General features: G+C 37.0%; 23 protein-coding genes and 2 pseudogenes. 20 read left to right on the top strand and 5 right to left on the bottom strand.

The window, feature by feature from the left end; translation table 11 throughout:
• Positions 1-49 precede the first annotated feature (49 nt).
• The 4 genes from V4B18_RS02280 to V4B18_RS02265 form a co-directional block, all read right to left on the bottom strand.
• Entirely contained in the window at positions 50-859 is an 810-nt protein-coding gene (locus V4B18_RS02280; RefSeq protein ID WP_455476508.1) for an exodeoxyribonuclease III, read from the bottom strand.
• Between the two features lie 5 nt (positions 860-864).
• On the bottom strand, positions 865-1,497 hold the full coding sequence (locus V4B18_RS02275; RefSeq protein ID WP_455476225.1) for a LolA family protein: 633 nt from the start codon (positions 1,495-1,497) through the stop codon (positions 865-867).
• Positions 1,498-1,566: 69 nt separating this feature from the next.
• Complete coding sequence (locus V4B18_RS02270; RefSeq protein WP_455476507.1) at positions 1,567-1,788, bottom strand: DNA translocase FtsK; 222 nt, start codon at positions 1,786-1,788, stop codon at positions 1,567-1,569.
• 139 nt (positions 1,789-1,927) lie between these two features.
• A complete protein-coding gene (locus V4B18_RS02265) occupies positions 1,928-4,378 on the bottom strand; it encodes a DNA translocase FtsK 4TM domain-containing protein (protein WP_455476224.1) in 2,451 nt (816 codons plus the stop codon).
• Between the two features lie 200 nt (positions 4,379-4,578).
• Here V4B18_RS02265 and V4B18_RS02260 point away from each other — a divergent pair, with 200 nt between their 5' ends.
• Positions 4,579-5,841, top strand: a complete 1,263-nt coding sequence (locus V4B18_RS02260; RefSeq protein ID WP_455476506.1) for a ubiquinone biosynthesis hydroxylase — start codon at positions 4,579-4,581, stop codon at positions 5,839-5,841.
• A 698-nt stretch (positions 5,842-6,539) separates the two neighbouring features.
• Here V4B18_RS02260 and V4B18_RS02255 read toward each other — a convergent pair.
• The gene (locus V4B18_RS02255) at positions 6,540-6,827 is read right to left on the bottom strand and encodes an H-NS histone family protein (protein WP_455476223.1); all 288 of its coding nucleotides are present in this window, start codon (positions 6,825-6,827) and stop codon (positions 6,540-6,542) included.
• Positions 6,828-7,592: 765 nt separating this feature from the next.
• Between V4B18_RS02255 and V4B18_RS02250 the strand changes: the two genes are divergently transcribed.
• The 19 genes and pseudogenes from V4B18_RS02250 to virB11 all read left to right on the top strand — a co-directional run bounded on the left by V4B18_RS02250 (position 7,593) and on the right by virB11 (position 21,559).
• Entirely contained in the window at positions 7,593-8,249 is a 657-nt protein-coding gene (locus V4B18_RS02250) for a lytic transglycosylase domain-containing protein (RefSeq protein WP_455476222.1), read from the top strand.
• Between the two features lie 132 nt (positions 8,250-8,381).
• Positions 8,382-8,688: pseudogene (korA, locus tag V4B18_RS02245) on the top strand (KorA family transcriptional regulator).
• Positions 8,654-8,977 carry a VirB2 family type IV secretion system major pilin TrwL gene (gene trwL / locus V4B18_RS02240; protein WP_455476221.1) on the top strand — a complete coding sequence of 108 codons (324 nt, stop codon included), beginning with the start codon at positions 8,654-8,656 and terminating at the stop codon, positions 8,975-8,977. Before korA ends, trwL (V4B18_RS02240) begins: the two are co-directional and overlap by 35 nt.
• A 146-nt stretch (positions 8,978-9,123) precedes the next feature.
• Positions 9,124-9,438 carry a VirB2 family type IV secretion system major pilin TrwL gene (gene trwL, locus V4B18_RS02235; protein ID WP_455476220.1) on the top strand — a complete coding sequence of 105 codons (315 nt, stop codon included), beginning with the start codon at positions 9,124-9,126 and terminating at the stop codon, positions 9,436-9,438.
• Between the two features lie 143 nt (positions 9,439-9,581).
• The gene (gene trwL / locus V4B18_RS02230; RefSeq protein ID WP_455476219.1) at positions 9,582-9,893 is read left to right on the top strand and encodes a VirB2 family type IV secretion system major pilin TrwL; all 312 of its coding nucleotides are present in this window, start codon (positions 9,582-9,584) and stop codon (positions 9,891-9,893) included.
• Positions 9,894-10,031: 138 nt separating this feature from the next.
• Complete coding sequence (locus V4B18_RS02225) at positions 10,032-10,352, top strand: conjugal transfer protein (protein WP_455476218.1); 321 nt, start codon at positions 10,032-10,034, stop codon at positions 10,350-10,352.
• Between the two features lie 11 nt (positions 10,353-10,363).
• Positions 10,364-10,672, top strand: coding sequence for a type IV secretion system protein VirB3 (locus tag V4B18_RS02220; protein WP_455476217.1), 309 nt, complete (start codon positions 10,364-10,366; stop codon positions 10,670-10,672).
• A gap of 2 nt (positions 10,673-10,674) precedes the next feature.
• Positions 10,675-13,146, top strand: coding sequence for a VirB4 family type IV secretion/conjugal transfer ATPase (locus tag V4B18_RS02215; protein ID WP_455476216.1), 2,472 nt, complete (start codon positions 10,675-10,677; stop codon positions 13,144-13,146).
• Positions 13,143-13,907: a type IV secretion system protein gene (locus V4B18_RS02210; RefSeq protein ID WP_455476215.1), complete on the top strand. Its 765-nt coding sequence runs from the start codon at positions 13,143-13,145 to the stop codon at positions 13,905-13,907. The genes V4B18_RS02215 and V4B18_RS02210 overlap by 4 nt, the downstream gene beginning before the upstream one ends.
• A 234-nt stretch (positions 13,908-14,141) precedes the next feature.
• Positions 14,142-14,987, top strand: coding sequence for a type IV secretion system protein (locus tag V4B18_RS02205; protein WP_455476213.1), 846 nt, complete (start codon positions 14,142-14,144; stop codon positions 14,985-14,987).
• 222 nt (positions 14,988-15,209) lie between these two features.
• A complete protein-coding gene (locus tag V4B18_RS02200) occupies positions 15,210-15,353 on the top strand; it encodes a TrwH protein (RefSeq protein WP_455476212.1) in 144 nt (47 codons plus the stop codon).
• Positions 15,350-15,451 (top strand): annotated as a pseudogene (locus V4B18_RS02195) (TrwG protein); the annotation flags it as partial. The gene V4B18_RS02200 and the pseudogene V4B18_RS02195, both read left to right, overlap by 4 nt.
• Before the next feature lie 57 nt (positions 15,452-15,508).
• Positions 15,509-16,366, top strand: coding sequence for a type IV secretion system protein (locus V4B18_RS02190; protein ID WP_455476214.1), 858 nt, complete (start codon positions 15,509-15,511; stop codon positions 16,364-16,366).
• Positions 16,367-16,618: 252 nt separating this feature from the next.
• Positions 16,619-17,464: a type IV secretion system protein gene (locus V4B18_RS02185; protein ID WP_455476213.1), complete on the top strand. Its 846-nt coding sequence runs from the start codon at positions 16,619-16,621 to the stop codon at positions 17,462-17,464.
• Between the two features lie 222 nt (positions 17,465-17,686).
• A complete protein-coding gene (locus V4B18_RS02180) occupies positions 17,687-17,830 on the top strand; it encodes a TrwH protein (protein WP_455476212.1) in 144 nt (47 codons plus the stop codon).
• Positions 17,827-18,528, top strand: coding sequence for a virB8 family protein (locus V4B18_RS02175; protein ID WP_455476211.1), 702 nt, complete (start codon positions 17,827-17,829; stop codon positions 18,526-18,528). The genes V4B18_RS02180 and V4B18_RS02175 overlap by 4 nt, the downstream gene beginning before the upstream one ends.
• Before the next feature lie 13 nt (positions 18,529-18,541).
• Positions 18,542-19,339, top strand: coding sequence for a P-type conjugative transfer protein VirB9 (virB9, locus tag V4B18_RS02170; RefSeq protein WP_455476210.1), 798 nt, complete (start codon positions 18,542-18,544; stop codon positions 19,337-19,339).
• Positions 19,339-20,523 carry a type IV secretion system protein VirB10 gene (gene virB10 / locus V4B18_RS02165; RefSeq protein ID WP_455476505.1) on the top strand — a complete coding sequence of 395 codons (1,185 nt, stop codon included), beginning with the start codon at positions 19,339-19,341 and terminating at the stop codon, positions 20,521-20,523. Before virB9 ends, virB10 begins: the two co-directional genes overlap by 1 nt.
• The gene (virB11, locus tag V4B18_RS02160) at positions 20,498-21,559 is read left to right on the top strand and encodes a P-type DNA transfer ATPase VirB11 (protein WP_455476209.1); all 1,062 of its coding nucleotides are present in this window, start codon (positions 20,498-20,500) and stop codon (positions 21,557-21,559) included. The genes virB10 and virB11 overlap by 26 nt, the downstream gene beginning before the upstream one ends.
• Positions 21,560-21,719: the final 160 nt, after the last annotated feature.

Genomic DNA, 21,719 nt, shown 5'->3' with positions numbered 1-21,719 from the left:
ACGTTTTCTCAGAATCAACTTATTGATGTTATTAGTCCTTATTTCAAATTTATCGTGAAAAATCAAATGTAGTTTGTATCGGAACGTGGTCTGAAGGCCGATCCCAACCCCGAGCGTCACGAAAAACCGCAAGATCAGTAACAAAAGGAGCTAGATCAGAAGAAGACCAGATATGATCAAGCCGTCGACCACGGTCAGCAAGCGCCCAATCACGTGCCCGATAGCTCCACCATGTGTAAAGTTTAGTGGGAACAGGAAAATGCATACGCATTAGATCAACCCACCCACCTTGAGAACATAAAGCTTGCAAACGTTCAGTTTCAACTGGTGTATGACTGACAACCTTCAGCAATTGCTTATGAGACCAAACATCATCTGCTAGAGGAGCAATATTGAGATCACCCACTAAAAGAGAAGATAAACCATCTCCTTGCTCAGCACGAATAGACGACATTTCTTCTAAAAAATCAAGTTTATTACGGAATTTTTCATTCACATCAACATCAGGTACATCACCTCCAGCGGGAACATAAAAATTGTGAATCCGTACATTCCTGTTACAAATTTTAACAATTACAGAAATGTAACGGCAACTTTGTTTTTTACAAAAGAAACGTTTTTCAACATTTTTAAACGGCAAACGTGAAACAATTGCCACACCGTTATAAGATTTTTGTCCATTCAATGCGATATGCTTGTAACCAGCCGCTTCAAAAGCTTCACGTGGGAATAAGTTATCTGGACATTTTGTTTCTTGTAAACACAAAATGTCTGCAGGAAATATATCTAAATACTGAAAAACCTGCGCAAGACGCAAGCGAATCGAGTTAACATTCCAAGTGGCAAGACGAAAAAACATCAATTTCAATTCTGATGATGCAACGCTGCATTATTTTTATAAGGGAGTTTAAACATCCCATCAACAAACCTAACGCCCGTTCGCACATTCATGATTTGAACAGTTGTTTCTAAATTTTGTTGATCAATAATCGTCCATTGACGCAAGGCATAGCTTTTAGAATCAAAAACCATCTTTATGCGCCCTATGCCAATAGTTTTATCACGCAAAACTATTGTTATCGCTCCTGGATCTTCACGAAATGCTAATAAACGTCCCGATGATAAATCAATTTTATCACCCAACAAAAGCTTCATCGGCGTTTGAGAAAGCTCTGAAAAATTCCACGTATTCAAAGCGCGATTATTAATGCCCACAAATTTTCCATCTGCAATAATTTGTAAGGGCAGTTTTTTGTATGCAAAACGAATCTTTCCTGGACGTTCTAAATAGAATTTTCCTTCATTGATTTTGTCCTTTGGACTAAACTGAATAAAATCACCTGTCATTGTTTTAATCGCAGCAAAGCGATTGGCAATATTTTGCGCCCGTAGCACTTGATTAGATGACTGCGAAAAAGCGGGAAAAGCTAAACATAAAAAGATAATGATTTTAGCAAATCCAAATGCACCTCTACAGGTTAAAAAAAATGTTTTCATAAAAATACTCCCGAGCAATGCCTATTTGCCTTAAATATAAGTGACAAATGATGAATAAATGTTCTTCTTTTAAAGTATATTTTTTGAAAAAACTATCAAAAGACTTCCATTTTTAAAGGATTCTCCCCCAGCAGGCACAAAAATTTCCCGTTTATCTATATGATTAGCTAAACCAATAATACCTTCTTTTTCCATACATTCAGTGAGCAGAGTAACACAGTTATAGGCAATCCTTAAGCAACATTGAATATAAGAAATTGAGACTTTGCAATTATAAAGAACAACAGAAATAGCTCGACTGTAAGGGTCTAAACTGCAAGAACATTAAGAAAAATACTAGCGACCACCGCTTTATCATTTCTCGTGTAATGGTTTCCAAATAATCAGGTTGCGCTTAAACTTTGATGCATCACAACCTGTTCAACTGTCATCACTCAACTTCATCATTAGCAACAAAAGGCACCAAAATTTCCCGTTTACCAGCATGATTAGCTGGACCAATAATGCCTTCTTCTTCCATACGCTCAATGAGCGAAGCAGCACGGTTATAACCAATCCCTAAACGGCGTTGAATATAAGAAGTTGAAGCTTTGCGATCACGAAGAACAACAGCAACAGCTTGACTGTAAGGATCATCGGCTGCAGGAGCATTAAAAGAAACATCAGCACCATGATCTGTTTCTTGCGTAATAGTTTCCAAATAATCAGGCAATGCTTGGGCTTTAAGATGTGCCACAACCTGCTCAACTTCATCATCAGCCACAAAAGGCCCATGAACACGCTGAATACGCCCTCCTCCCATCATGAATAGCATATCGCCTTGCCCCAATAATTGCTCAGCACCCTGTTCTCCAAGAATTGTTCGGCTATCAATTTTCGAACTTACAGAAAAAGAAATGCGTGTGGGGAAATTGGCTTTAATCGTCCCCGTAATCACATCCACCGAAGGACGTTGCGTAGCCATAATTACATGAATTCCAGCAGCACGTGCCATTTGTGCTAAACGTTGCACTGCACCTTCAATGTCTTTGCCGGCAACCATCATTAAATCTGCCATTTCATCAATAATGACAACGATATAGGGCATAGGACTTAAATCAAGTGTCTCCGTCTCATAAAGAGGCTCGCCAGTTTCATGATCAAATCCGACTTGAACTGTACGTGCTATTGTCTCACCTTGATTTTCTGCTTCCTTAAGACGTGCATTAAATCCATCAATATTGCGGACTCCAACTTTTGACATTTTGCTGTAGCGCTCTTCCATTTCGCGAACAGCCCATTTAAGTGCAATCACCGCTTTTTTAGGATCTGTTACCACCGGCGTTAACAAATGTGGTATCCCATCATAAACTGAAAGTTCAAGCATTTTAGGATCCACCATAATTAAACGACATTGCTCAGGTGTCATACGGTAAAGAAGCGATAAAATCATCGTATTAATAGCAACTGATTTTCCTGAACCTGTTGTACCTGCGACCAAAAGATGCGGCATTTTTGCTAAATCCGCAATCACCACTTCGCCACCTATTGTCTTGCCCAAAGCAAGCCCTAATTTTGCTTTGCTATCTACGAATTCCTGCGCTTGCAAAATTTCTCTTAAATAAACCATTTCACGTATTGCATTGGGCAATTCTATTCCAATCACATTGCGCCCAGGAACCACAGCAACACGCGCAGAAATTGCGCGCATTGAACGCGCAATATCATCTGCTAAACCAATGATACGAGAAGACTTAATACCAGCAGCTGGTTCAAATTCATACAAAGTTACCACTGGACCTGGGCGTGCATCAATAATTTTTCCCTTAACTCCAAAATCTGACAAAATACCCTCAAGTTCATGAGAATTTGCTTTTAAGGAAGTGGGAGAAAGTTTTATATCCTTTATCGTTGGTGTAGGAACTGAAAGATAATCCAAAACGGGAAGAAGAAAGCCACCTTTTGGAGAAGCTATTAAAGGCTTAACAACACAGCTTTTAGCCAGAGAACGAGCAGAAGAGCTAGATGTCATATTTTGAAAATCATCACATTTTATTTCTTCGTCAAAGAAAACTGGATCAATCCGATCAAATGACTTTTCTTGTTCCTTATTTTCCCAATTGAAGCGAAAAAAATGAAACAATCTTGCTTGTAAAAAATAAAAAAAGTGCAAAACTGCTCCAAAAGCTGTAGCAAAAAAACCGTGATGCACTTCATCTACAGAATCTTCTGCATTTTCTGGCATATCAAAGGTTGGATCTACAGTTTCAACCTTTGGAATGCTCTTTGCTTTTCTTTTCTTTGCCTCGCGCCTCCACACTACATCGCCAGCAAAAGCAGCTATAAAAGAACTAAAAAATGCAAAAACAACGCCCAAAAGCACATTCTGAAAAGAAGAGAGAGTAGAAGGAAAAATTAAATAGATAGCATTTAAAATTTTATCGCCCAAAACACCCCCCAATCCAATTGGCAATGGCCAACGCGTAAAAGAAGCAAGAGGTGTCATAAGAGCAAAAGAAACGAGAAAACAAATCGTCGACAATACCCATAAAAAAAGACGAAAAATTAAATTATGGATATCTTTTTGTGCCAACAAAAGAAACGACCAAAAGAGTGGTGGCAACAAAACAAAAAGACTTGCTAAACCAAAAAACTGCATAAACAAATCTGAAAAAATTGCACCTAGCCATCCCATAAGGTTTGTAATTTCATTCGTATTTGCATGTGTTAATGATGGATCTGCAGTATTCCAAGTTGCTAAAGCTAAAATACAAAAAATAATGAAACCCAAAAGCCCAAGCCCAATGAAGACACCAATCTGGCGCAAAAACATTCTTATAAGCCCTGACCTTTTATAACCTGGCTCTTCTAATAAATCGTAAGGTGAAGAACTCTGATGCATTCATCAATCCCAAATACAAAACCTTTAAGCTTAGTATTTCAACAAAGAGTTATAAAGTTATGGCTTAAAAATGTTAATACAGCTTTTTAACCATCATAACCATAATAATTTTCTTTAATATTGCGCAAAAAATGTTATTAAAAGAAAACATCGGTTTTGTTTAAGAAATAATAAGCTATGCGAAAGTGAAAACAAACATTGTGTATTCTGATCTTAATAAAAATACAAGACGTCTCAACCAAAATACAAAACAATGTGACCTCCTTATCGCGGGTGGTGCAGCAGTTGGTCTAACGCTTGCAATAGCACTCAAGCAAGCCGCACCTGACCTGAAAATTAATATCGTTGATGCAACCCCTCAAGAAGCTCCCACTTCAAATATTCGAACATTCGCCCTTGTAGCCGCCTGCGTTCGCATGTTTAAACAATTGCAATGTTGGGAATCTATAGAACCTCATGCACAGCCCATTCATTCAATGATCATCACTGATTCATATGCAAATGATCCTATCAAACCAACCTTTCTAACCTTTGAGGGAGATGTTACCCCCCACGAGCCTTTTGCTACTACAGTTGAACATAACAAACTCATCAGTGCTTTAAAAAAGCGTGTAAAAGATCTTAATATTACCTTCATCGAAAGCGTGCGGGTTGTTGATTTTCACCAAAAAGATCAACACACAATTGTCACTTTAAACAATGAAGAAGTCTGGCAAACAAAATTGCTGATTGCAGCTGATGGAGCACATTCTCAACTACGCAAAAAAGCAGGCCTAAAAAATTTTTCTCACACTTACAAACAAACAGCAATCCTATGTACAATTGAACATGAAAAACCCCATCATGGTCAAGCAATCCAACATTTTTTACCTGCTGGACCTTTCGCTCTTCTTCCCCTTAAAGGAAACCGCTCAGCTATTGTTTGGAATGAGCACCATCAAACTGCTCAATATTATCTCAAAGCTGATGCTCTTGTTTTTGAAACAGAAATCGAAAAACGTATTGGTCATCAACTTGGAAAACTTTCTTGGAATGGCGAACGTCAAGCTTTTCCTTTAACTCTTTCTTTAACACGCCAATGTATTAAACCTCGTTTTGCTCTCATCGGTGATGCATCTCACACAATCCACCCCATCGCAGGACAAGGACTCAATTTGGGACTACGCGATAGCGCTGCTCTGGCAGAAGTCATTATTGAAACAGCGCGATTGGGTCTTGATATTGGCTCCTCCATAACCCTCGAACACTATCAAAGCTGGAGACGTTTTGAAACTGTGCGTATGGCCTTAAGCAATGATTGGCTTAATCAACTTTTTTCTAATGATAATCTCTTTTTGCGAACATTTCGTGATATTGGCCTTGGAATTGTCAATCAAATGCCTAAAATGAAAAAATATTTCATTCAAGAAGCTTCAGGACTTACTCCTAATGCCCCTCGCCTTTTACGCGGACTTCCACTTTAAGCAAAAGCTCTCTCTTCTACACTGTTTAACCTATTAGCAAGATCATCTTTATACAGAAATTAACCCATTGAAAAAGCGATTATCAAATTTTATATTTTTCCGAAAATCTCTTCCCGACTGTTTTATAGTAATTCAAATTTTCTCACCTTTTTGTCTAATATAAGGCTTAAATTGTTTCTTTTAAATAAAAGACAAAATCTCGTCACCAAATTCAAAAAGAAAAACATCTCATTATTCAATTACTTGTTAATAATCGATAGATTCAAACACGACCTCTTACCACTTACCCTCTATACATTATTGGAAAGAAGTCTCAATACGCTTATTTTATCCATTTTTATGCTTAAAATTATACAGAAAAAATTGCTAAGTTTTTTGCTTTCTTTTCAGCAAGGCAAAAAACCATCCTTAGCTCCAGCATCATACATAACGTCTACAAATTTTCCGTCTGCACAATTCAAAAGATCATAAAAAAGTGCTAAGAGCTTGTGTTGTCAAAATTAACGTTGCGAGTACATGAGATAAATACAATGACTCTTTCCCCACTTAAATGAATACTTTATTTCATGGCTGAGCTAAACCATCCCCCATCGCATCTTTGCTCCGATTCGATATTTAGACAAATCAAATTATCAAAAAAACATACTACTTTTCCGTATCGTTATTGATTCTCCGTGCTTATAAGTGTTGCATATATATCACGTTACTTCTAATTCTTCAAGTGAATAGCCATTCTCCAACCACTCTTTAATCCACTTAGGTTTACGTCCACGCCCATTCCATAATTCCCATTGATTATTGGGGTTTCTATAATGACGCTCTTTGTTTACAAGATCAGCGATATCAATGCCATGCGCACTAGCAATTTCAAGAATTTTTTGTCGCGCATTTTGCTTTTCTTTAGCTTGTCTTCTTTTTAATTCTACATCGATCTGGGCACGCATTTCTTGTAGCTCATCAAGATTCATGCTTTTGAAATCATTCACCTTCTTACCTCCCTTTACAAAAAAAGAACTGTGTTTTGTCATATTTTAGACACAATTTGCAGACAGTTTCCGTCTGTTTTTTATCAAAATCAGAATTACGATGAATATACAGCTTTTACGGAGATGTGCTTTGAAACACAAAAAACAATCTATTTGTGCATCATTTGCCACAACTGTATCCTTTTTCAGTTCGATTGCTGAAATTGGTAGTAAGAGCATGCGCTCTTTATTGTATTTCTTTAATTCCCATATATCAGCAAGCAAAAGTGAATATAAATCGCAATCTTATAAACTATGGCAATACTTGTCAAAGAACAAGTCCTCTATGCGCGAGGATGTAGCAGTTCATTGTTTTAACAAGAAGTATTCTTGTATGCAGCGAATTTTTATTTTGTATCAGTTATATTCTCAAAAAGTAGAGTCAATTAAAGACTACAATATTGCACAATCCATTTCCTTCATCCAAGAAAGATGGTTTTTGTTTAGATGCAACTTCTTCTTTTGTAACTTTAATGACCATAGTATTTATCAGCGTAATGGGCTTGATTTTGTCTCGTATGTCCACGTAATTAAACGTATATTTACATATGTTACAAATGCTCTCAGAAGCAATAAAGTCTCCAATCGCAAAAAACAAATTTTTAAACTGAGTAATCTGCTTTCGCGAATTTATAAGAATAATGTCATGCAACGATATTCAGAAGATTGGCTAAAAATTGGTATTTACACCAATAAATTTCTTCATAATCGAGGGGTATATTGCTAATGGTTTCTCTGGATTTCATGGTGCTTGCTGCAGCATGCGCACCTGCTATTCACCCAACAACACTTTCAGCTGTTGTCATGCAAGAATCGCAAGGTAACATTTATGCGATAGGCATTAATGGTAATTACAAACTGCCACATCAACCATCCACATTTGAGGAGGCAATTGCGACAGCTGAACAACTTAAGCGTAGCGGATACAACTTTGATGTAGGTTTAGGACAGATTAATATCAGAAACCTTGAATGGCTTGGTATGTCTCTTTCTGATTTATTTGACCCATGCAAAAATCTCAAAGCTGTACAAACGGTTCTTGTCCATTGTTATGAACGCGCAATGTTGAAATACAGTTCTGGACAAGCTGCATTACAAGCTGCTTTAAGTTGTTACAACACAGGAAATTTTAAACGCGGTTTTATCAACAAATATGTGCAAAAGGTTGCTTCACGTGTCGGAGTAAAAGTTCCTGTACTTATGCCAATTGATAGCGACGAAGTGCAAGAATTTGTACAACATCAAACAAAAACGCAAGAACAAACGGTTAATGTTAAACCTTCTATTGTTCCGCAAGAGGAATTGGTGGATGCGTTTAAAAGCAAAGCAAGTAGTGTGCATGATGCTTTTACGGTGAAAGATCCATCTTCTTTTGCAAGGTAGTGAGTAATCATTTCTAAGTTTATGGATTAGAATTTTAGTTTTGATAAGGTGTGAAATGAAAACTAGATAAAAGAATATTAAAGCTCTAATTAGTAAGATTGGACGAAATCTATTCTAATTGAGGGCTAAATAATGAAAATGATAGAACAAAACAGCGTTGATATAGCATTTAATCAAAAAGCAGCACGTGAAATTACCGTTATAATGCGCTCAGAAAGAGAATGGTATTTTACGTTTGTTGCAGATGATCCAATAACAGGCAAACCAAACAAGTACGCACTTCTAACACAAAGGGGAAAATTAAGAACTTGGGTTGATCCAAAATATCTCTTTAAATTCCTTCATGAAAGAGGTGTTGTTTGTGGGCATTTCAATCTTAATCAGGGTAATTCAGGATAAACAATATGAAAAAATCAAATATTCTTCAAACAACAGTTAATAATAAAATCATTTCAACTGTCGCAATTATAACCGTATCTTTGATGTCTCATCCTGTATGTGCTCAAGCGCAACAGACGGGTTTGGGTAAAGCCAAAAGTGTTTTGGAAAAACTAAAGGGTGAATTGGATACAATTATTCCTATTGCTGCTGCTGTCATATTGTTGTGTCTAGCAATCAGTTATGCAGGGCGTTTCATTGAAAAGGATACGTTTTTACGTTGGTCGATAGGTGTTATTATCGCAGGGTCAGCAATAGAACTTGCTAATCTGTTGTTTAAACAAAATTGATGTAAATTATAAAGCAATATAACACAGAATATCTTTTACTTAAAATAAGATTAGTGCTTCATAACTGCGGACACATCAATGGTAATATCAACTTATAACGCAACAGAAGAATATTGTTTACAGCAACTTTAATCAGGATAAATAACATGAAACATTTGAAAACTTTTCAATCAGAAGTAAATAACAAGCTTATTACTACTGTTGCGGCTATAAATATGTTTTTTATACCCCATCCTACATATGCTCAACAAAGTTTGAAAAAAGCTGGTGATGCTCTAAAAACCCTGCAAACGGAATTGGATAAAATTATTCCTATTGCTGCTGCTGTCATATTATTGTGTCTGGCAATCAGTTATGCAGGACGTTTCATTGAAAAGGATACGTTTTTACGTTGGTCGATAGGTGTTATTATCGCAGGATCAGCAGTAGAGCTTGCTAATCTGTTGTTTAAACAAAATTGATGCCAATTGTGAATTATATAACACAAAATATTTTTACTTAAAATAAAATTAGCGCTCAACAACTACGAACATATCAATGGTAATGCTACTTATAAAGCAACAAAAGGATATCATCTATAGCAACTTTCATTAGGATCAATAACATGCAATATTTTAAAACTCTTCAATCAGAAGCAAATAACAAGCTCATAATCACTGTTGCGGCTATAAATATGTTTTTTATACCCCATCCTACATATGCTCAAAGTTTGAAAAAAGCTAGTGATGCTCTGGGCACCCTGCAAACGGAATTGATTCAAATCATTCCTATTGCTGCTGCTGTCATATTGTTGTGTCTGGCAATCAGTTATGCAGGACGTTTTATTGAAAAGGATACGTTTTTACGTTGGTCGATAGGTGTTATTATCGCAGGATCAGCAGTAGAACTTGCTAAACTATTGTTCGGGAAACCATGAAGTCGATTACAAAATGCATAGCATAGAGTATTCTCTTCATTCAAAAATGAAGCTCATACTCAGTGGCTATGGACACAACAATGATAACTTCATTTATATTGCAAGCGGAGAATGCTTATTATGGGAATTTCAACTATAATGCAAAATATGAAATGCTCAAATATTTTTAAAATAAAGGTTGGTAGCAAATTAGATATTGCCTTTATAACTGCAATCATATTTTTAATGGCTCCACCTGCTTATGCTCAAGCAACAGTCAATCATATGCATGTTCTAATGGATATGCGTCACGGATTAAGTATGCTTATTCCTATTGCTGCTGCAGTCATGCTTGCAGTTTTATTACTCATTTATGTGCTTCGTATTATTGCAGGAGCTACATTTGCACGATGGGCATTTAGTATCATCATCGCTGGTGCAGCATTTTATATTAGCAATATATTGTTCTATATTCATTAATGGGGTCGTTCATGAAATCACAAAAACATGAAGAATTTCCCTTATTTAAAGGAGCAACTCGCGTTCCAACGATTTGGGGTGTGCCCATGATGCCAGCCATATCTATGGCTATAGGAGTGGCGTCTGTTGCTATGACAATAAACATCTTTTTATGGCTCCTTGCACCACCATTATGGTTTGTTATGGCACAAATTACCAAACACGATGATAAAGCATTTCGTATCTGGTGGTTATGGGTAGACACTAAATTTCGTAATCGTAACAAGAACTTTTGGGGCGCATCGAGTTACAGTCCCTCTAATTATCGTAAAAGGAGATAAGCATGAAAGCTGTTGAAAGCAGCAAATTGCTCGTATCAGAAACACCCGTAAGCCTATTCATACCTTATTCACATCACGTTACAGATACGATCATCTCTACAAAAGATGCGGAATATTTATCCGTTTGGAAAATTGATGGACGTTCCCATCAAAGCGCTTCAGAAGAAGATATTTTCCAATGGATTAAAGAGCTTAATAATACTCTACGCGGTATTGCATCAGCTAACTTATCTTTGTGGACGCATATTGTGCGCCGCCGTGTTTACGAATATCCTGATTCAACATTTGATGAAATGTTTTGTTATCAGCTTGACGAAAGATATCGTCAAAGTTTTACTGGTTATAATCTCATGGTCAATGATTTATATTTGACCATCGTTTACAAACCAATAGTTGATAAAATTATATCGTTTTTTTCTCAACATGAACGTGAAACTCTTGATCAAAAAAAGCTGCGGCAAGAATCATGTATCAAGGCTCTTAATGACATTAACCGCACCTTAAGTCAGTCGTTAAAACGTTATGGTGCAGAGCTTCTTGGAACTTATGAAAAAAATGGTTATGCTTATTCCTCCGCTCTCGAATTCCTTGGAATGCTAGTTAATGGCGAATATCGCCCCATGCCGATCTGCCAAGACCGTTTTGCCGACTATATGTCTATTAATCGACCTTTTTTCTCAAAATGGGGAGCTGTAGGCGAGTTGCAGACATCCACTGGAATGCGTCGATTTGGAATGATGGAGATTAAAGAATATGACGCTACAACTAGACCCGGTCAGCTTAATGCTTTACTGGAAAGCGATTTTGAATTCGTGTTAACACAGAGTTTTTCTATACTTTCGCGACATGCTGCTAAGGATTACTTACAGCGACATCAACGTAATCTTATAGATGCTCGCGACGTGGCAACAAGCCAAATTGAACAAATTGATGAAGCACTTAATCAGCTTGTAAGTGGACATTTTGTTATGGGAGAGCACCATTGCACACTTACTATTTACGGTGATACAGTTCAAAAAGTTCGTGATTATATGGCAAAAGCAAGCGCAGCTATACTCGATTCTGCAATATTGCCAAAACCTGTAGATTTAGCTTTAGAAGCTGGTTATTGGGCACAGCTTCCCGCAAATTGGAAATGGCGCCCACGTCCTGCACCAATTACATCACTCAATTTTCTATCATTTTCATCTTTTCATAATTTTATGTCAGGAAAGCCGACAGGAAATCCATGGGGACCAGCGGTTACGATTTTAAAAACCGTAAGTAAAACGCCACTTTATTTTAATTTTCATGCCTCTCAACTTGAAGAGGATGCAACGGATAAGCGTTTACTTGGAAATACTGCACTTATCGGACAGTCTGGTTCTGGTAAAACGGTTTTACTTGGTTTTTTGTTAGCGCAAGCACAAAAATTTAAACCGACAACTGTTGTTTTCGACAAAGATCGTGGTATGGAAATTGTTATTCGGGCAATGGGTGGTCGATATCTCGCGTTTAAAACTGGCAAACCAAGTGGCTTTAATCCGTTCCAGCTCCCACCTACACAAGAGAATCTTATTTTTCTTAAACAATTTGTTAAAAAACTAGCAGAAGCAGGTGGTGAAGTTACACATCACGACGAAGAAGAAATTGATCAAGCCGTTAATGCCATTATGAATGACAACATCGATAGATCATTGCGTCGTTTATCTTTTTTAGTGCAATTTTTACCAAACCCACGTTTAAGTGATTATAATGCCCGTCCAACTGTTCACGCACGCTTGATAAAATGGTGCGAAGGGAATGATTACGGATGGCTATTTGATAATCCCACTGATGCACTCAATCTTTCAACGCACAGAATTTACGGATTTGATATCACTGAATTTTTGGATAATCCAGAAGCTCGTACTCCAGTGATGATGTATTTGCTTTATCGCACAGAAGGAATGATCACTGGACAACGATTTATGTATATTTTTGATGAGTTTTGGAAGCCTTTGCAAGATCCATATTTTGAGGATTTAGCAAAGAATAAACAAAAAACTATTCGTAAACAAAATGGTATTTTTGTTTTCGCTACCCAAGAGCCTAGCGATGCACTGGAAAGCAATATTGCAAAAACACTGATTCAGCAATGCGCGACTTACATTTTTCTAGCCAATCCAAAAGCAAACTATGAAGAATATACAAAAGGTTTCAAATTAACAGACGCTGAATTTGAATTGATCAAAGGACTTGGTGAGTTTAGTCGTCAATTTCTTATCAAACAAGGAGATCAATCAGCGCTCGCAGAATTAAATTTAGGCAAGTTCCATACAATAATTGATGGAGAGGTTGTCGAACAAGACTTTAATGACGAACTTTTGGTACTATCAGGGACACCCGATAATGCAGAATTGGTTGAAGCTATTATCGCCGAAGTAGGCGATGATCCGGCAATATGGTTGCCAGTTTTTTTACAACATATAAAAGTTGATAGGAGAACGACATGAAAAAGCTAATTATTTCAATGGTAATAGCAACAATTTTTGGAACACCAAGTTCAGCTTTCTCTTTGTTTGGAGCAGGAGTAGCAGATTTAGAGCGGTCAACTCCAAGTTCCAGTTGGTTTTTTCCAAGTAGACAAAATAAGAAAGCTAAAAAACCAGAGGTGCCAAAACAAGTCTCTTCACCACATACAGAGCTTATTGATTTAGTAAAAAAACAAGTTGAGTTGAAAAAGCAGGAACTTGCCAAAACAGAAGCGATGTATCAATCTATAACAGGAGATCGAGAATTTGGTACTACAAAAACGAATCGTGCCAGTTTTTTCCTTAAAAATCCGCAATCAATTTACGATGAAAATAAAAATTCTGATATATACGCATCACTAGCAGAAATTCTAAAAGAAGAAAAAATTTCTGATTCTGTGAGTACTGCACGCGAATCTATCAATGAACGCAGCAAATATGCAGCTGCCATAGATAAAGCTGTAAGTTTACACGCTTTCGACAATACAGAGAAGCGTTTTCAGCAAATCTTAAACCTGTTAGAAGAAATCAGTAAAACAAAAGATTTGAAAGACATTGCTGACTTGCAAGCGCGTCTTAAAGCTAGACTTGCCATGATTCAAAATGAAACTACAAAATTGCAGATGGTTGCGCATATGCGAAATGCGGAACGGGAATTGATCAGTCAGCAAAAGCTAAAACGTAACATGAAAATTCTCAGCAGTAGTAATACAGAAATGCCAACTATACGATCTATACGATAAAATTTTATGATCAACATTATAATATCGTTGGTTCTCTTTTCTCAAAGAAATAAAAAATCAACGTATAGTATTCCGTGCTACTTCAATAATCTGAAAAAATAGCACGGAAAACATAAGCCACCCTAAGTGATCTTGCTACTCTGTGACGAATTGTATGAATGCGAATATAATGCACAACATGTGCCTTTTGTCACAGGATAACAAAACAATGAAAATTCATTAAAGAGAAACGCCATGGATTTCGTAATGTTCACGCAACTTTTTGCTAAAGTTGATGGTATAATAAAAACTTACATCACAGACATTACAACAAGAGTGATCACTACAATTACCCCTATAGTATCAGTAAGTATCACCCTCGCTTTTATCATCTATGGATGGCTTATTATTCGTGGTGCAATAGATATGCCTCTCACCGGCTTTGTGAATCGTTTTCTAAGGGTCAGCATTATTACTTCAATTGCATTAACTGGAGGAATTTATCAGCAAGAACTTGCATATTTGATAAAGGACATACCTGACGAATTATCAAAAGCGCTGATAATACATCCATCAACAGACACGCAGTTAAATAGTTTAATTGACAGAGCTGCTACCGAAGGCTTCAAGCGAGCAGCTGAAGCTTTCGAAGAAACTGCTTTCTTGAGTTCTGATGGATTTCTTTATGGAATTTTGGGTACCCTTATTTTGCTTGCAACAAGCTTTTTAGTGGCAATTGGCGGTGCATTCATTTTGCTAGCAAAAATTGCACTTATACTTCTCATCGGATTTGGACCTTTCTTCATCATTGCTTTGCTCTGGCAACCAACTTATCGTCTTTTTGAACAATGGACAGCTCAATTATTCAGCTATATCATTCTCATTGTTCTTTTAGCTGCCGTGTTTGGTTTTATGATGGATATTTTTGCAAATTACATGGCAGATTTTAAGTTTGATGGTCAACAAAATGTGAGTTATACGCTCGGTGGCGCTCTTTCCTTGTCCATTCTTTCCATTGTGTTGTTGCTAAAATTGTCAAGCATCGCAAATGCTTTGGCAAAAGGCATTACATTTAAACACCTCTATGGCAGTGGAAGCTAGTGCAGGAAGAGGCAATACTTCCCGTACATAGAAGATCGTATGACAAAATAACCAAAATATCCCGTAGCGCGGGAAAAACATACCCACGTTATGGTAAAATTTAAAAGCGACAAATAAATAAAAAAAATTAAAACAATCATACACTATATTTTTAATCAAAATTGAAATAGTGATAAAAAAATGTTAGACAGAATCTAATGGTCGAAAAAGAGGAATATTAAAATGAGATCAATCATTTTTATGGTTTTGATTGTAAATCTTTTGTCGGCTTGCACATTGGCTCCAAAGCCAAAACAACCAAGCAATTGGAAGCGAGTACCTGTAAATAAAACAGTCCCGATAGAAATTCAGCGAGAAGCGATATGACAAAAAAGGAATTTAAACCAGTGAAAGCCGAACGACTCAACACTTATTATGAAGAAAGCAAAGGGTTGGAACGTGAGCTCATTAGTGAATTTATAAAATAGCACTTTTATAATTTTAGTCTTTCTGCACTGTATGAAAGCCATAAGGAGAAGAAGATGAAAAAACTTATTGTTACAACGGTAATAAGTGTCGTTTTAGGAATGCCAAATTTAGCTTTAGGAAATGACATCTATATTAGAAATGACGTCGGTAGTTTTGGAAATGGCTTGGATAGTATAGAGTTCGGAAAACTTGGTGGTGGTTATGGCGCTAGCTCACATTATCATCCGAGAGAACAGCGGTACTCTTCTCATAATTCTGATTCTAAACCTTCTTCTCCCAATCATTCTAATTCCAGATCTTCTTCTAATGGTATAACAATTAATAATATAACAGTGGAACAACTTGATGTATCAAAAAAACAGCTCAGACAATTGGAAAAAATGTATGCATCAATAATGGCAGCTTCTAGTGCAAATAAAGCAAAGAAAGGAGATAACAATAGCCTTTTTTTTAAAAATCCACAATCCATATATGATAAAAATAAACAAGCAGAAGTTGCTAACAGCATTTCAGATTTGTTTAAAGTAGTTGAAGAAAAAAATAATTTTCATAATGATTCTGCTAATGTTATGCGTGAATCTATTAATGAACGCAGTAAATATGCAGCGGAAATGGATCAAACCGTAAGTTTACAAGCTTTTAAAGAAACAGAAAATCGTTTTAAAAAAATTGAAGAGCTATTAAAACAAGTTGACAAAACAAGCAACCTTAAAGACGCTGCTGATTTGCAAGCGCGTATTATCGGCACATTAACGATGATCCAAAATGAAGCGACGAAACTGCAAATGATCTTGCATCAACGTAATGCTGAGAAAATACTTATCAACCAGCAAAAACTCACTCGTAATGCGAAAATTCTTAATAGTAAAAATATGAAAATGCCTGCTATACGGTATAAAAGATCTACGTAATGAAGTTTTTTATGATTAACATTGCGCTTATACTGTATACTTCATTTGCTTACAGAAATAAAAAGCCAGTGTACAATATCATATAATATTCAGTATTATCCCGACAATTCAGTGGGATAGCACGGAAAACATAAGTCACCCTAAGTGATCTTGCTACTCTGTGACGAATTGTATGAATGCGAATATAATGCACAACATGTGCCTTTTGTCACAGGATAACAAAACAATGAAAATTCATTAAAGAGAAACGCCATGGATTTCGTAATGTTCACGCAACTTTTTGCTAAAGTTGATGGTATAATAAAAACTTACATCACAGACATTACAACAAGAGTGATCACTACAATTACCCCTATAGTATCAGTAAGTATCACCCTCGCTTTTATCATCTATGGATGGCTTATTATTCGTGGTGCAATAGATATGCCTCTCACCGGCTTTGTGAATCGTTTTCTAAGGGTCAGCATTATTACTTCAATTGCATTAACTGGAGGAATTTATCAGCAAGAACTTGCATATTTGATAAAGGACATACCTGACGAATTATCAAAAGCGCTGATAATACATCCATCAACAGACACGCAGTTAAATAGTTTAATTGACAGAGCTGCTACCGAAGGCTTCAAGCGAGCAGCTGAAGCTTTCGAAGAAACTGCTTTCTTGAGTTCTGATGGATTTCTTTATGGAATTTTGGGTACCCTTATTTTGCTTGCAACAAGCTTTTTAGTGGCAATTGGCGGTGCATTCATTTTGCTAGCAAAAATTGCACTTATACTTCTCATCGGATTTGGACCTTTCTTCATCATTGCTTTGCTCTGGCAACCAACTTATCGTCTTTTTGAACAATGGACAGCTCAATTATTCAGCTATATCATTCTCATTGTTCTTTTAGCTGCCGTGTTTGGTTTTATGATGGATATTTTTGCAAATTACATGGCAGATTTTAAGTTTGATGGTCAACAAAATGTGAGTTATACGCTCGGTGGCGCTCTTTCCTTGTCCATTCTTTCCATTGTGTTGTTGCTAAAATTGTCAAGCATCGCAAATGCTTTGGCAAAAGGCATTACATTTAAACACCTCTATGGCAGTGGAAGCTAGTGCAGGAAGAGGCAATACTTCCCGTACATAGAAGATCGTATGACAAAATAACCAAAATATCCCGTAGCGCGGGAAAAACATACCCACGTTATGGTAAAATTTAAAAGCGACAAATAAATAAAAAAAATTAAAACAATCATACACTATATTTTTAATCAAAATTGAAATAGTGATAAAAAAATGTTAGACAGAATCTAATGGTCGAAAAAGAGGAATATTAAAATGAGATCAATCATTTTTATGGTTTTGATTGTAAATCTTTTGTCGGCTTGCACATTGGCTCCAAAGCCAAAACAACCAAGCAATTGGAAGCGAGTACCTGTAAATAAAACAGTCCCGATAGAAATTCAGCGAGAAGCGATATGACAAAAAAGGAATTTAAACCAGTGAAAGCCGAACGACTCAACACTTATTATGAAGAAAGCAAAGGGTTGGAACGTGAGCTCATTAGTGAATTTATAAAGTCGCGTAAGACAGCATGGCGGGTGGCTGGTGCCATTGGTATTTTGGGATTGCTTGGCATGATATGCGGAGTAATTGGTTTTTTCCAACCAGCTCCAACACCTTTGGTATTACGTGTTGATAATACAACAGGCGCAGTCGATGTTATCTCTGTTATGCGTGAACATGAAGACACTTATGGCGAAGTTGTGGACAGATATTGGCTTAATCAATACGTGCTAAACCGTGAAACATACGACTACAACACTGTTCAGCTCAACTATGATACGACAGCACTTTTAAGTGCACCAGAAGTCCAACAAGAATTTTATAAAATTTATGATGGTGAAAATGCGCGCGATAAAGTTCTTTCCAATAAAGCACGCATCACAGTTAAAGTCCGCTCAATTCAACAAAATGGACTTGGACATGCAACGGTACGTTTTACGACACAACAAGTCAGCAGCAATGGAACAGTTGACGGACCACAACACCACCAAATCGCAACGATTGGATATACCTATGTTGGTGCGCCAATGAAATCATCTGATCGATTGCTTAACCCCCTTGGTTTCCAAGTTACAAGTTATCGTACTGACTCGGAAATACTTTTAAATAATTGAGGAAGTGATTATTATGAAAAAACTTGCGTTTGTTGTTTTACTATCCTCGCTTTATACGATGCCCGTGCAAGCGCTTAAAATCCCATCAAATTCACAGTATGATCATCGCATTCGCTACGTGACTTATAATTTAGATGATGTAGTTCAGATTGAAACTGTTCTTGGTGTAGCAACCCACATCATTCTTGAAGAAGGTGAGCAATATATCACTCATGCTTTTGGTGATTCTGATGCATATGCTTTTGCCCATAAAGGAAGACATATCTTCATTAAACCAAAAGCAGAACTCGCCAATACAAACCTCATAGTTGTTACTGATAAGCGCAGCTACAAATTCCGGCTACAGTTTCGCAACGATCGTGCTGGATCAACCTATGAATTAGCTTTCCATTATCCCGATACAGGTGTCAAAAAATTAGATGAAGATAAACAGCGTGCTTCTATTGAACACGGTTTTCATAAAGGAGCCAAGGGATACAACCTTAGCTACACCATGAGCGGAAACCAAGATATTGCTCCGATAAACGTTTGGGACAACGGACGTATTACTTATTTTAAATTTTCCGCCAATATGGATATGCCATCAATTTACGTAGTGGATCCTGAGGGCAACGAAAGCTTAATACCACGTACTATCGTAGGCAATTCCAATGATATTATCGCTGTTCACAAAATCAATCCGAAATGGATTATACGACTTGGCAAAAGTGTTTTAGCAGTCTTCAATGAAGCTTATGATCCCCATGGTGTACCAAACACAACTGGAACCGTATCCTCGGTAGTTCATCGTATTAATAAAGGAGAAAAATGATGTTTGGCAGTAAGAAAGGGGATGAAATTAACATAGACACAAAATTAAACAACACTGAGCAAAGACATATTGAAGGAGCTTATGGCAGCTCCGAGCTAGATCTAGAACGTCGCCCTAAAATTCCTGGTGTGCGTGCATTACTATTCGTGGGAACTATCGTCATAATAGCAATACCAGTTATGCTGTCTTGGAAAGCTTTGAAAATGCGCAATACTGAAAGTGTTGAGGAAGAAAAACAACCACAAACAGTGCAGCAAGTTATACCAAGTTATACTCCCCGAATCGCTTCTCAAATCAAAGAAGAGCCAGAAGTCGCGGAAGAATTAAAAAAAACAACACAGACCGAAGAAGAAGAACAAGATATTCCAACATCTCTAGCTCAACTTCTGCAAACAACTATTCCATCACAATTAATTAGGGATTCTGAAATACTAGCTCGCCAGCGTATGTTGCACTCAGGTCTTAACAGCGGTGAAAGCTCTTCAGATCACTCAGTGACATCTAACGATAGAGATAGTGGCATGTTATCAGACAGGCTACAACCTATGCGATTAAGTAAATCACATGCAGCTCAATTGCATAACCGTGACCTATTGATCACGCAAGGAACGCAGATGGATTGCGTGCTAGAGACAAAGCTCATCACAACACAGCCAGGAATGACAACATGTTATTTAACACGTGATGTCTATTCTACAAGCGGCCGAGTTATTCTGTTAGATCGTGGTTCTAAAGTCATAGGTTTTTATCAAAGTGGTCTACAACAAGGACAAGCACGTGTTTTCATACAATGGTCTCGTGTTGAAACACCTTCTGGTGTTATTGTCCATCTTGACTCACCTGGAACTGGTCCTCTTGGAGAAGCGGGTCTTGGTGGTTGGATTGATAGCCATTTTTGGGAACGATTTAGCGGCGCAATCATGATTAGCATAATCGGTGATTTGGGAGATTGGGTAACAGGCCAAATAAGTAAATTTAGTCAAGAAAGAAAAGAAAAAGAAGGTAAAGGAAAAGAAACGCCGCAATCTCAGAGCGTGCAAAACGCTGAAACGATTATAACAGACGTCTTGCAAAGCACGATCAATATTGCACCAACACTTTATAAAAACCAAGGTGAGAGAATTAATATTCTTGTCGCCCGCGACTTGGATTTCAGTGATGTCTACAGCCTCGTTACACGTTAATCAAGTAAAGAAAGATCAAGCAGTTGCACAACTTCTGCAACCGCTTGAGCAGTTTTTAGAAGATCCAGAAATTACTGAATTGTCAATCTGCCGTCCCCATGAAATATGGACAAAAAATTTCAAGGGATGGCAGGTACATAGCGTACCAGAGCTAACGGATTCTTTTTTACAAACGCTTATCACAGCCATTATCGTTTATAATGGTATGGCTCCCAAAAGTATTAATTATGTGCTGCTTCCTGGAGGACAACGTGGTACGATTATACAAGAACCAGCTGTTCTCAATGGTACGATATCTTTTGTGATCCGTAAACATTCCTTGATCGTTAAGACACTAAAAGATCTCAACGACGAAGGTACATTTGATGATTTTACTGATGTGAGCTTCAATAAACCTTCAGAACAAGAAGTAAATAACCTGTTATTGCAGCATGATTTTACACGGCTGGAGCCATTTGAAGCTCAATTATTACAGCTCAAACGCGATGGAAAAATTATTGATTTCCTAGAAAAATGCATACTTTATAAACGTAATATCATCATCGCAGGTAAAACAGGATCAGGTAAAACAACATTTGCTCGTTCCTTGATTGAAAAAGTACCAGTAGAAGAACGTATTATTACGATTGAAGATGTTCATGAGATTTTTCTGCCAAATCATCCTAACCATGTACATATGATCTATGGTAATAGCACAGACCGTGTTTCAGCTGATGAATGTTTAGATGCGTGTATGCGCCAATCACCTGATCGTATCTTTCTTGCTGAGTTGCGTGGTAACGAGGCATGGGAATATCTCAACTCGCTAAACACTGGGCATCCTGGATCAATTACAACAACGCACGCTAATAGTGCTTTGCAAACATTTGAACGATGCGCCACATTGATCAAAAGATCAGAAATTGGTCGTCAACTCGATATACAAATGATAAAGCGCGTTCTTTATACTACTGTTGATGTAGTGTTATTTTTTAAAAATCGAAAGCTTTTTGAAGTTTTTTATGATCCGATTTTTGCGAAATCAAAACTGGTTTAAGTTGATATAGCTTCTCTAAAAATATTATAAAACCAATAAAAGCCGTGTGAATTGCCACGGCTTTTTTATTTAATTTGCACAAAATAATTCTCCTCTACTCTCCTTTCAACCTTTTTGATGTTCTTACCAAAAATCACAGAGTAAAAGCTAAATGATATGC

Source organism: Bartonella sp. B17, assembly GCF_053795755.1.
The sequence above is the reverse complement of the archived record's forward strand: the minus strand, read 5'-3'. Positions and strand labels throughout refer to the sequence as shown.

Bases quoted from the DNA above. Each gene is read 5' to 3' on its own strand.
- virB11 (WP_455476209.1), top strand. From the start codon at position 20,498: ATGTCTACAGCCTCGTTACACGTTAATCAAGTAAAGAAAGATCAAGCA.
- trwL (WP_455476220.1), top strand. From the start codon at position 9,124: ATGAAACATTTGAAAACTTTTCAATCAGAAGTAAATAACAAGCTTATT.
- virB9 (WP_455476210.1), top strand. From the start codon at position 18,542: ATGAAAAAACTTGCGTTTGTTGTTTTACTATCCTCGCTTTATACGATG.
- V4B18_RS02190 (WP_455476214.1), top strand. From the start codon at position 15,509: ATGAAAAAACTTATTGTTACAACGGTAATAAGTGTCGTTTTAGGAATG.
- V4B18_RS02275 (WP_455476225.1), bottom strand. From the start codon at position 1,497: ATGAAAACATTTTTTTTAACCTGTAGAGGTGCATTTGGATTTGCTAAA.
- V4B18_RS02210 (WP_455476215.1), top strand. From the start codon at position 13,143: ATGAAAAAGCTAATTATTTCAATGGTAATAGCAACAATTTTTGGAACA.
- V4B18_RS02175 (WP_455476211.1), top strand. From the start codon at position 17,827: ATGACAAAAAAGGAATTTAAACCAGTGAAAGCCGAACGACTCAACACT.
- virB10 (WP_455476505.1), top strand. From the start codon at position 19,339: ATGTTTGGCAGTAAGAAAGGGGATGAAATTAACATAGACACAAAATTA.
- V4B18_RS02225 (WP_455476218.1), top strand. From the start codon at position 10,032: ATGCAAAATATGAAATGCTCAAATATTTTTAAAATAAAGGTTGGTAGC.
- trwL (WP_455476219.1), top strand. From the start codon at position 9,582: ATGCAATATTTTAAAACTCTTCAATCAGAAGCAAATAACAAGCTCATA.
- V4B18_RS02205 (WP_455476213.1), top strand. From the start codon at position 14,142: ATGGATTTCGTAATGTTCACGCAACTTTTTGCTAAAGTTGATGGTATA.
- V4B18_RS02180 (WP_455476212.1), top strand. From the start codon at position 17,687: ATGAGATCAATCATTTTTATGGTTTTGATTGTAAATCTTTTGTCGGCT.
- V4B18_RS02250 (WP_455476222.1), top strand. From the start codon at position 7,593: ATGGTTTCTCTGGATTTCATGGTGCTTGCTGCAGCATGCGCACCTGCT.
- V4B18_RS02265 (WP_455476224.1), bottom strand. From the start codon at position 4,378: ATGCATCAGAGTTCTTCACCTTACGATTTATTAGAAGAGCCAGGTTAT.
- V4B18_RS02220 (WP_455476217.1), top strand. From the start codon at position 10,364: ATGAAATCACAAAAACATGAAGAATTTCCCTTATTTAAAGGAGCAACT.
- V4B18_RS02200 (WP_455476212.1), top strand. From the start codon at position 15,210: ATGAGATCAATCATTTTTATGGTTTTGATTGTAAATCTTTTGTCGGCT.
- trwL (WP_455476221.1), top strand. From the start codon at position 8,654: ATGAAAAAATCAAATATTCTTCAAACAACAGTTAATAATAAAATCATT.
- V4B18_RS02280 (WP_455476508.1), bottom strand. From the start codon at position 859: ATGTTTTTTCGTCTTGCCACTTGGAATGTTAACTCGATTCGCTTGCGT.
- V4B18_RS02185 (WP_455476213.1), top strand. From the start codon at position 16,619: ATGGATTTCGTAATGTTCACGCAACTTTTTGCTAAAGTTGATGGTATA.
- V4B18_RS02215 (WP_455476216.1), top strand. From the start codon at position 10,675: ATGAAAGCTGTTGAAAGCAGCAAATTGCTCGTATCAGAAACACCCGTA.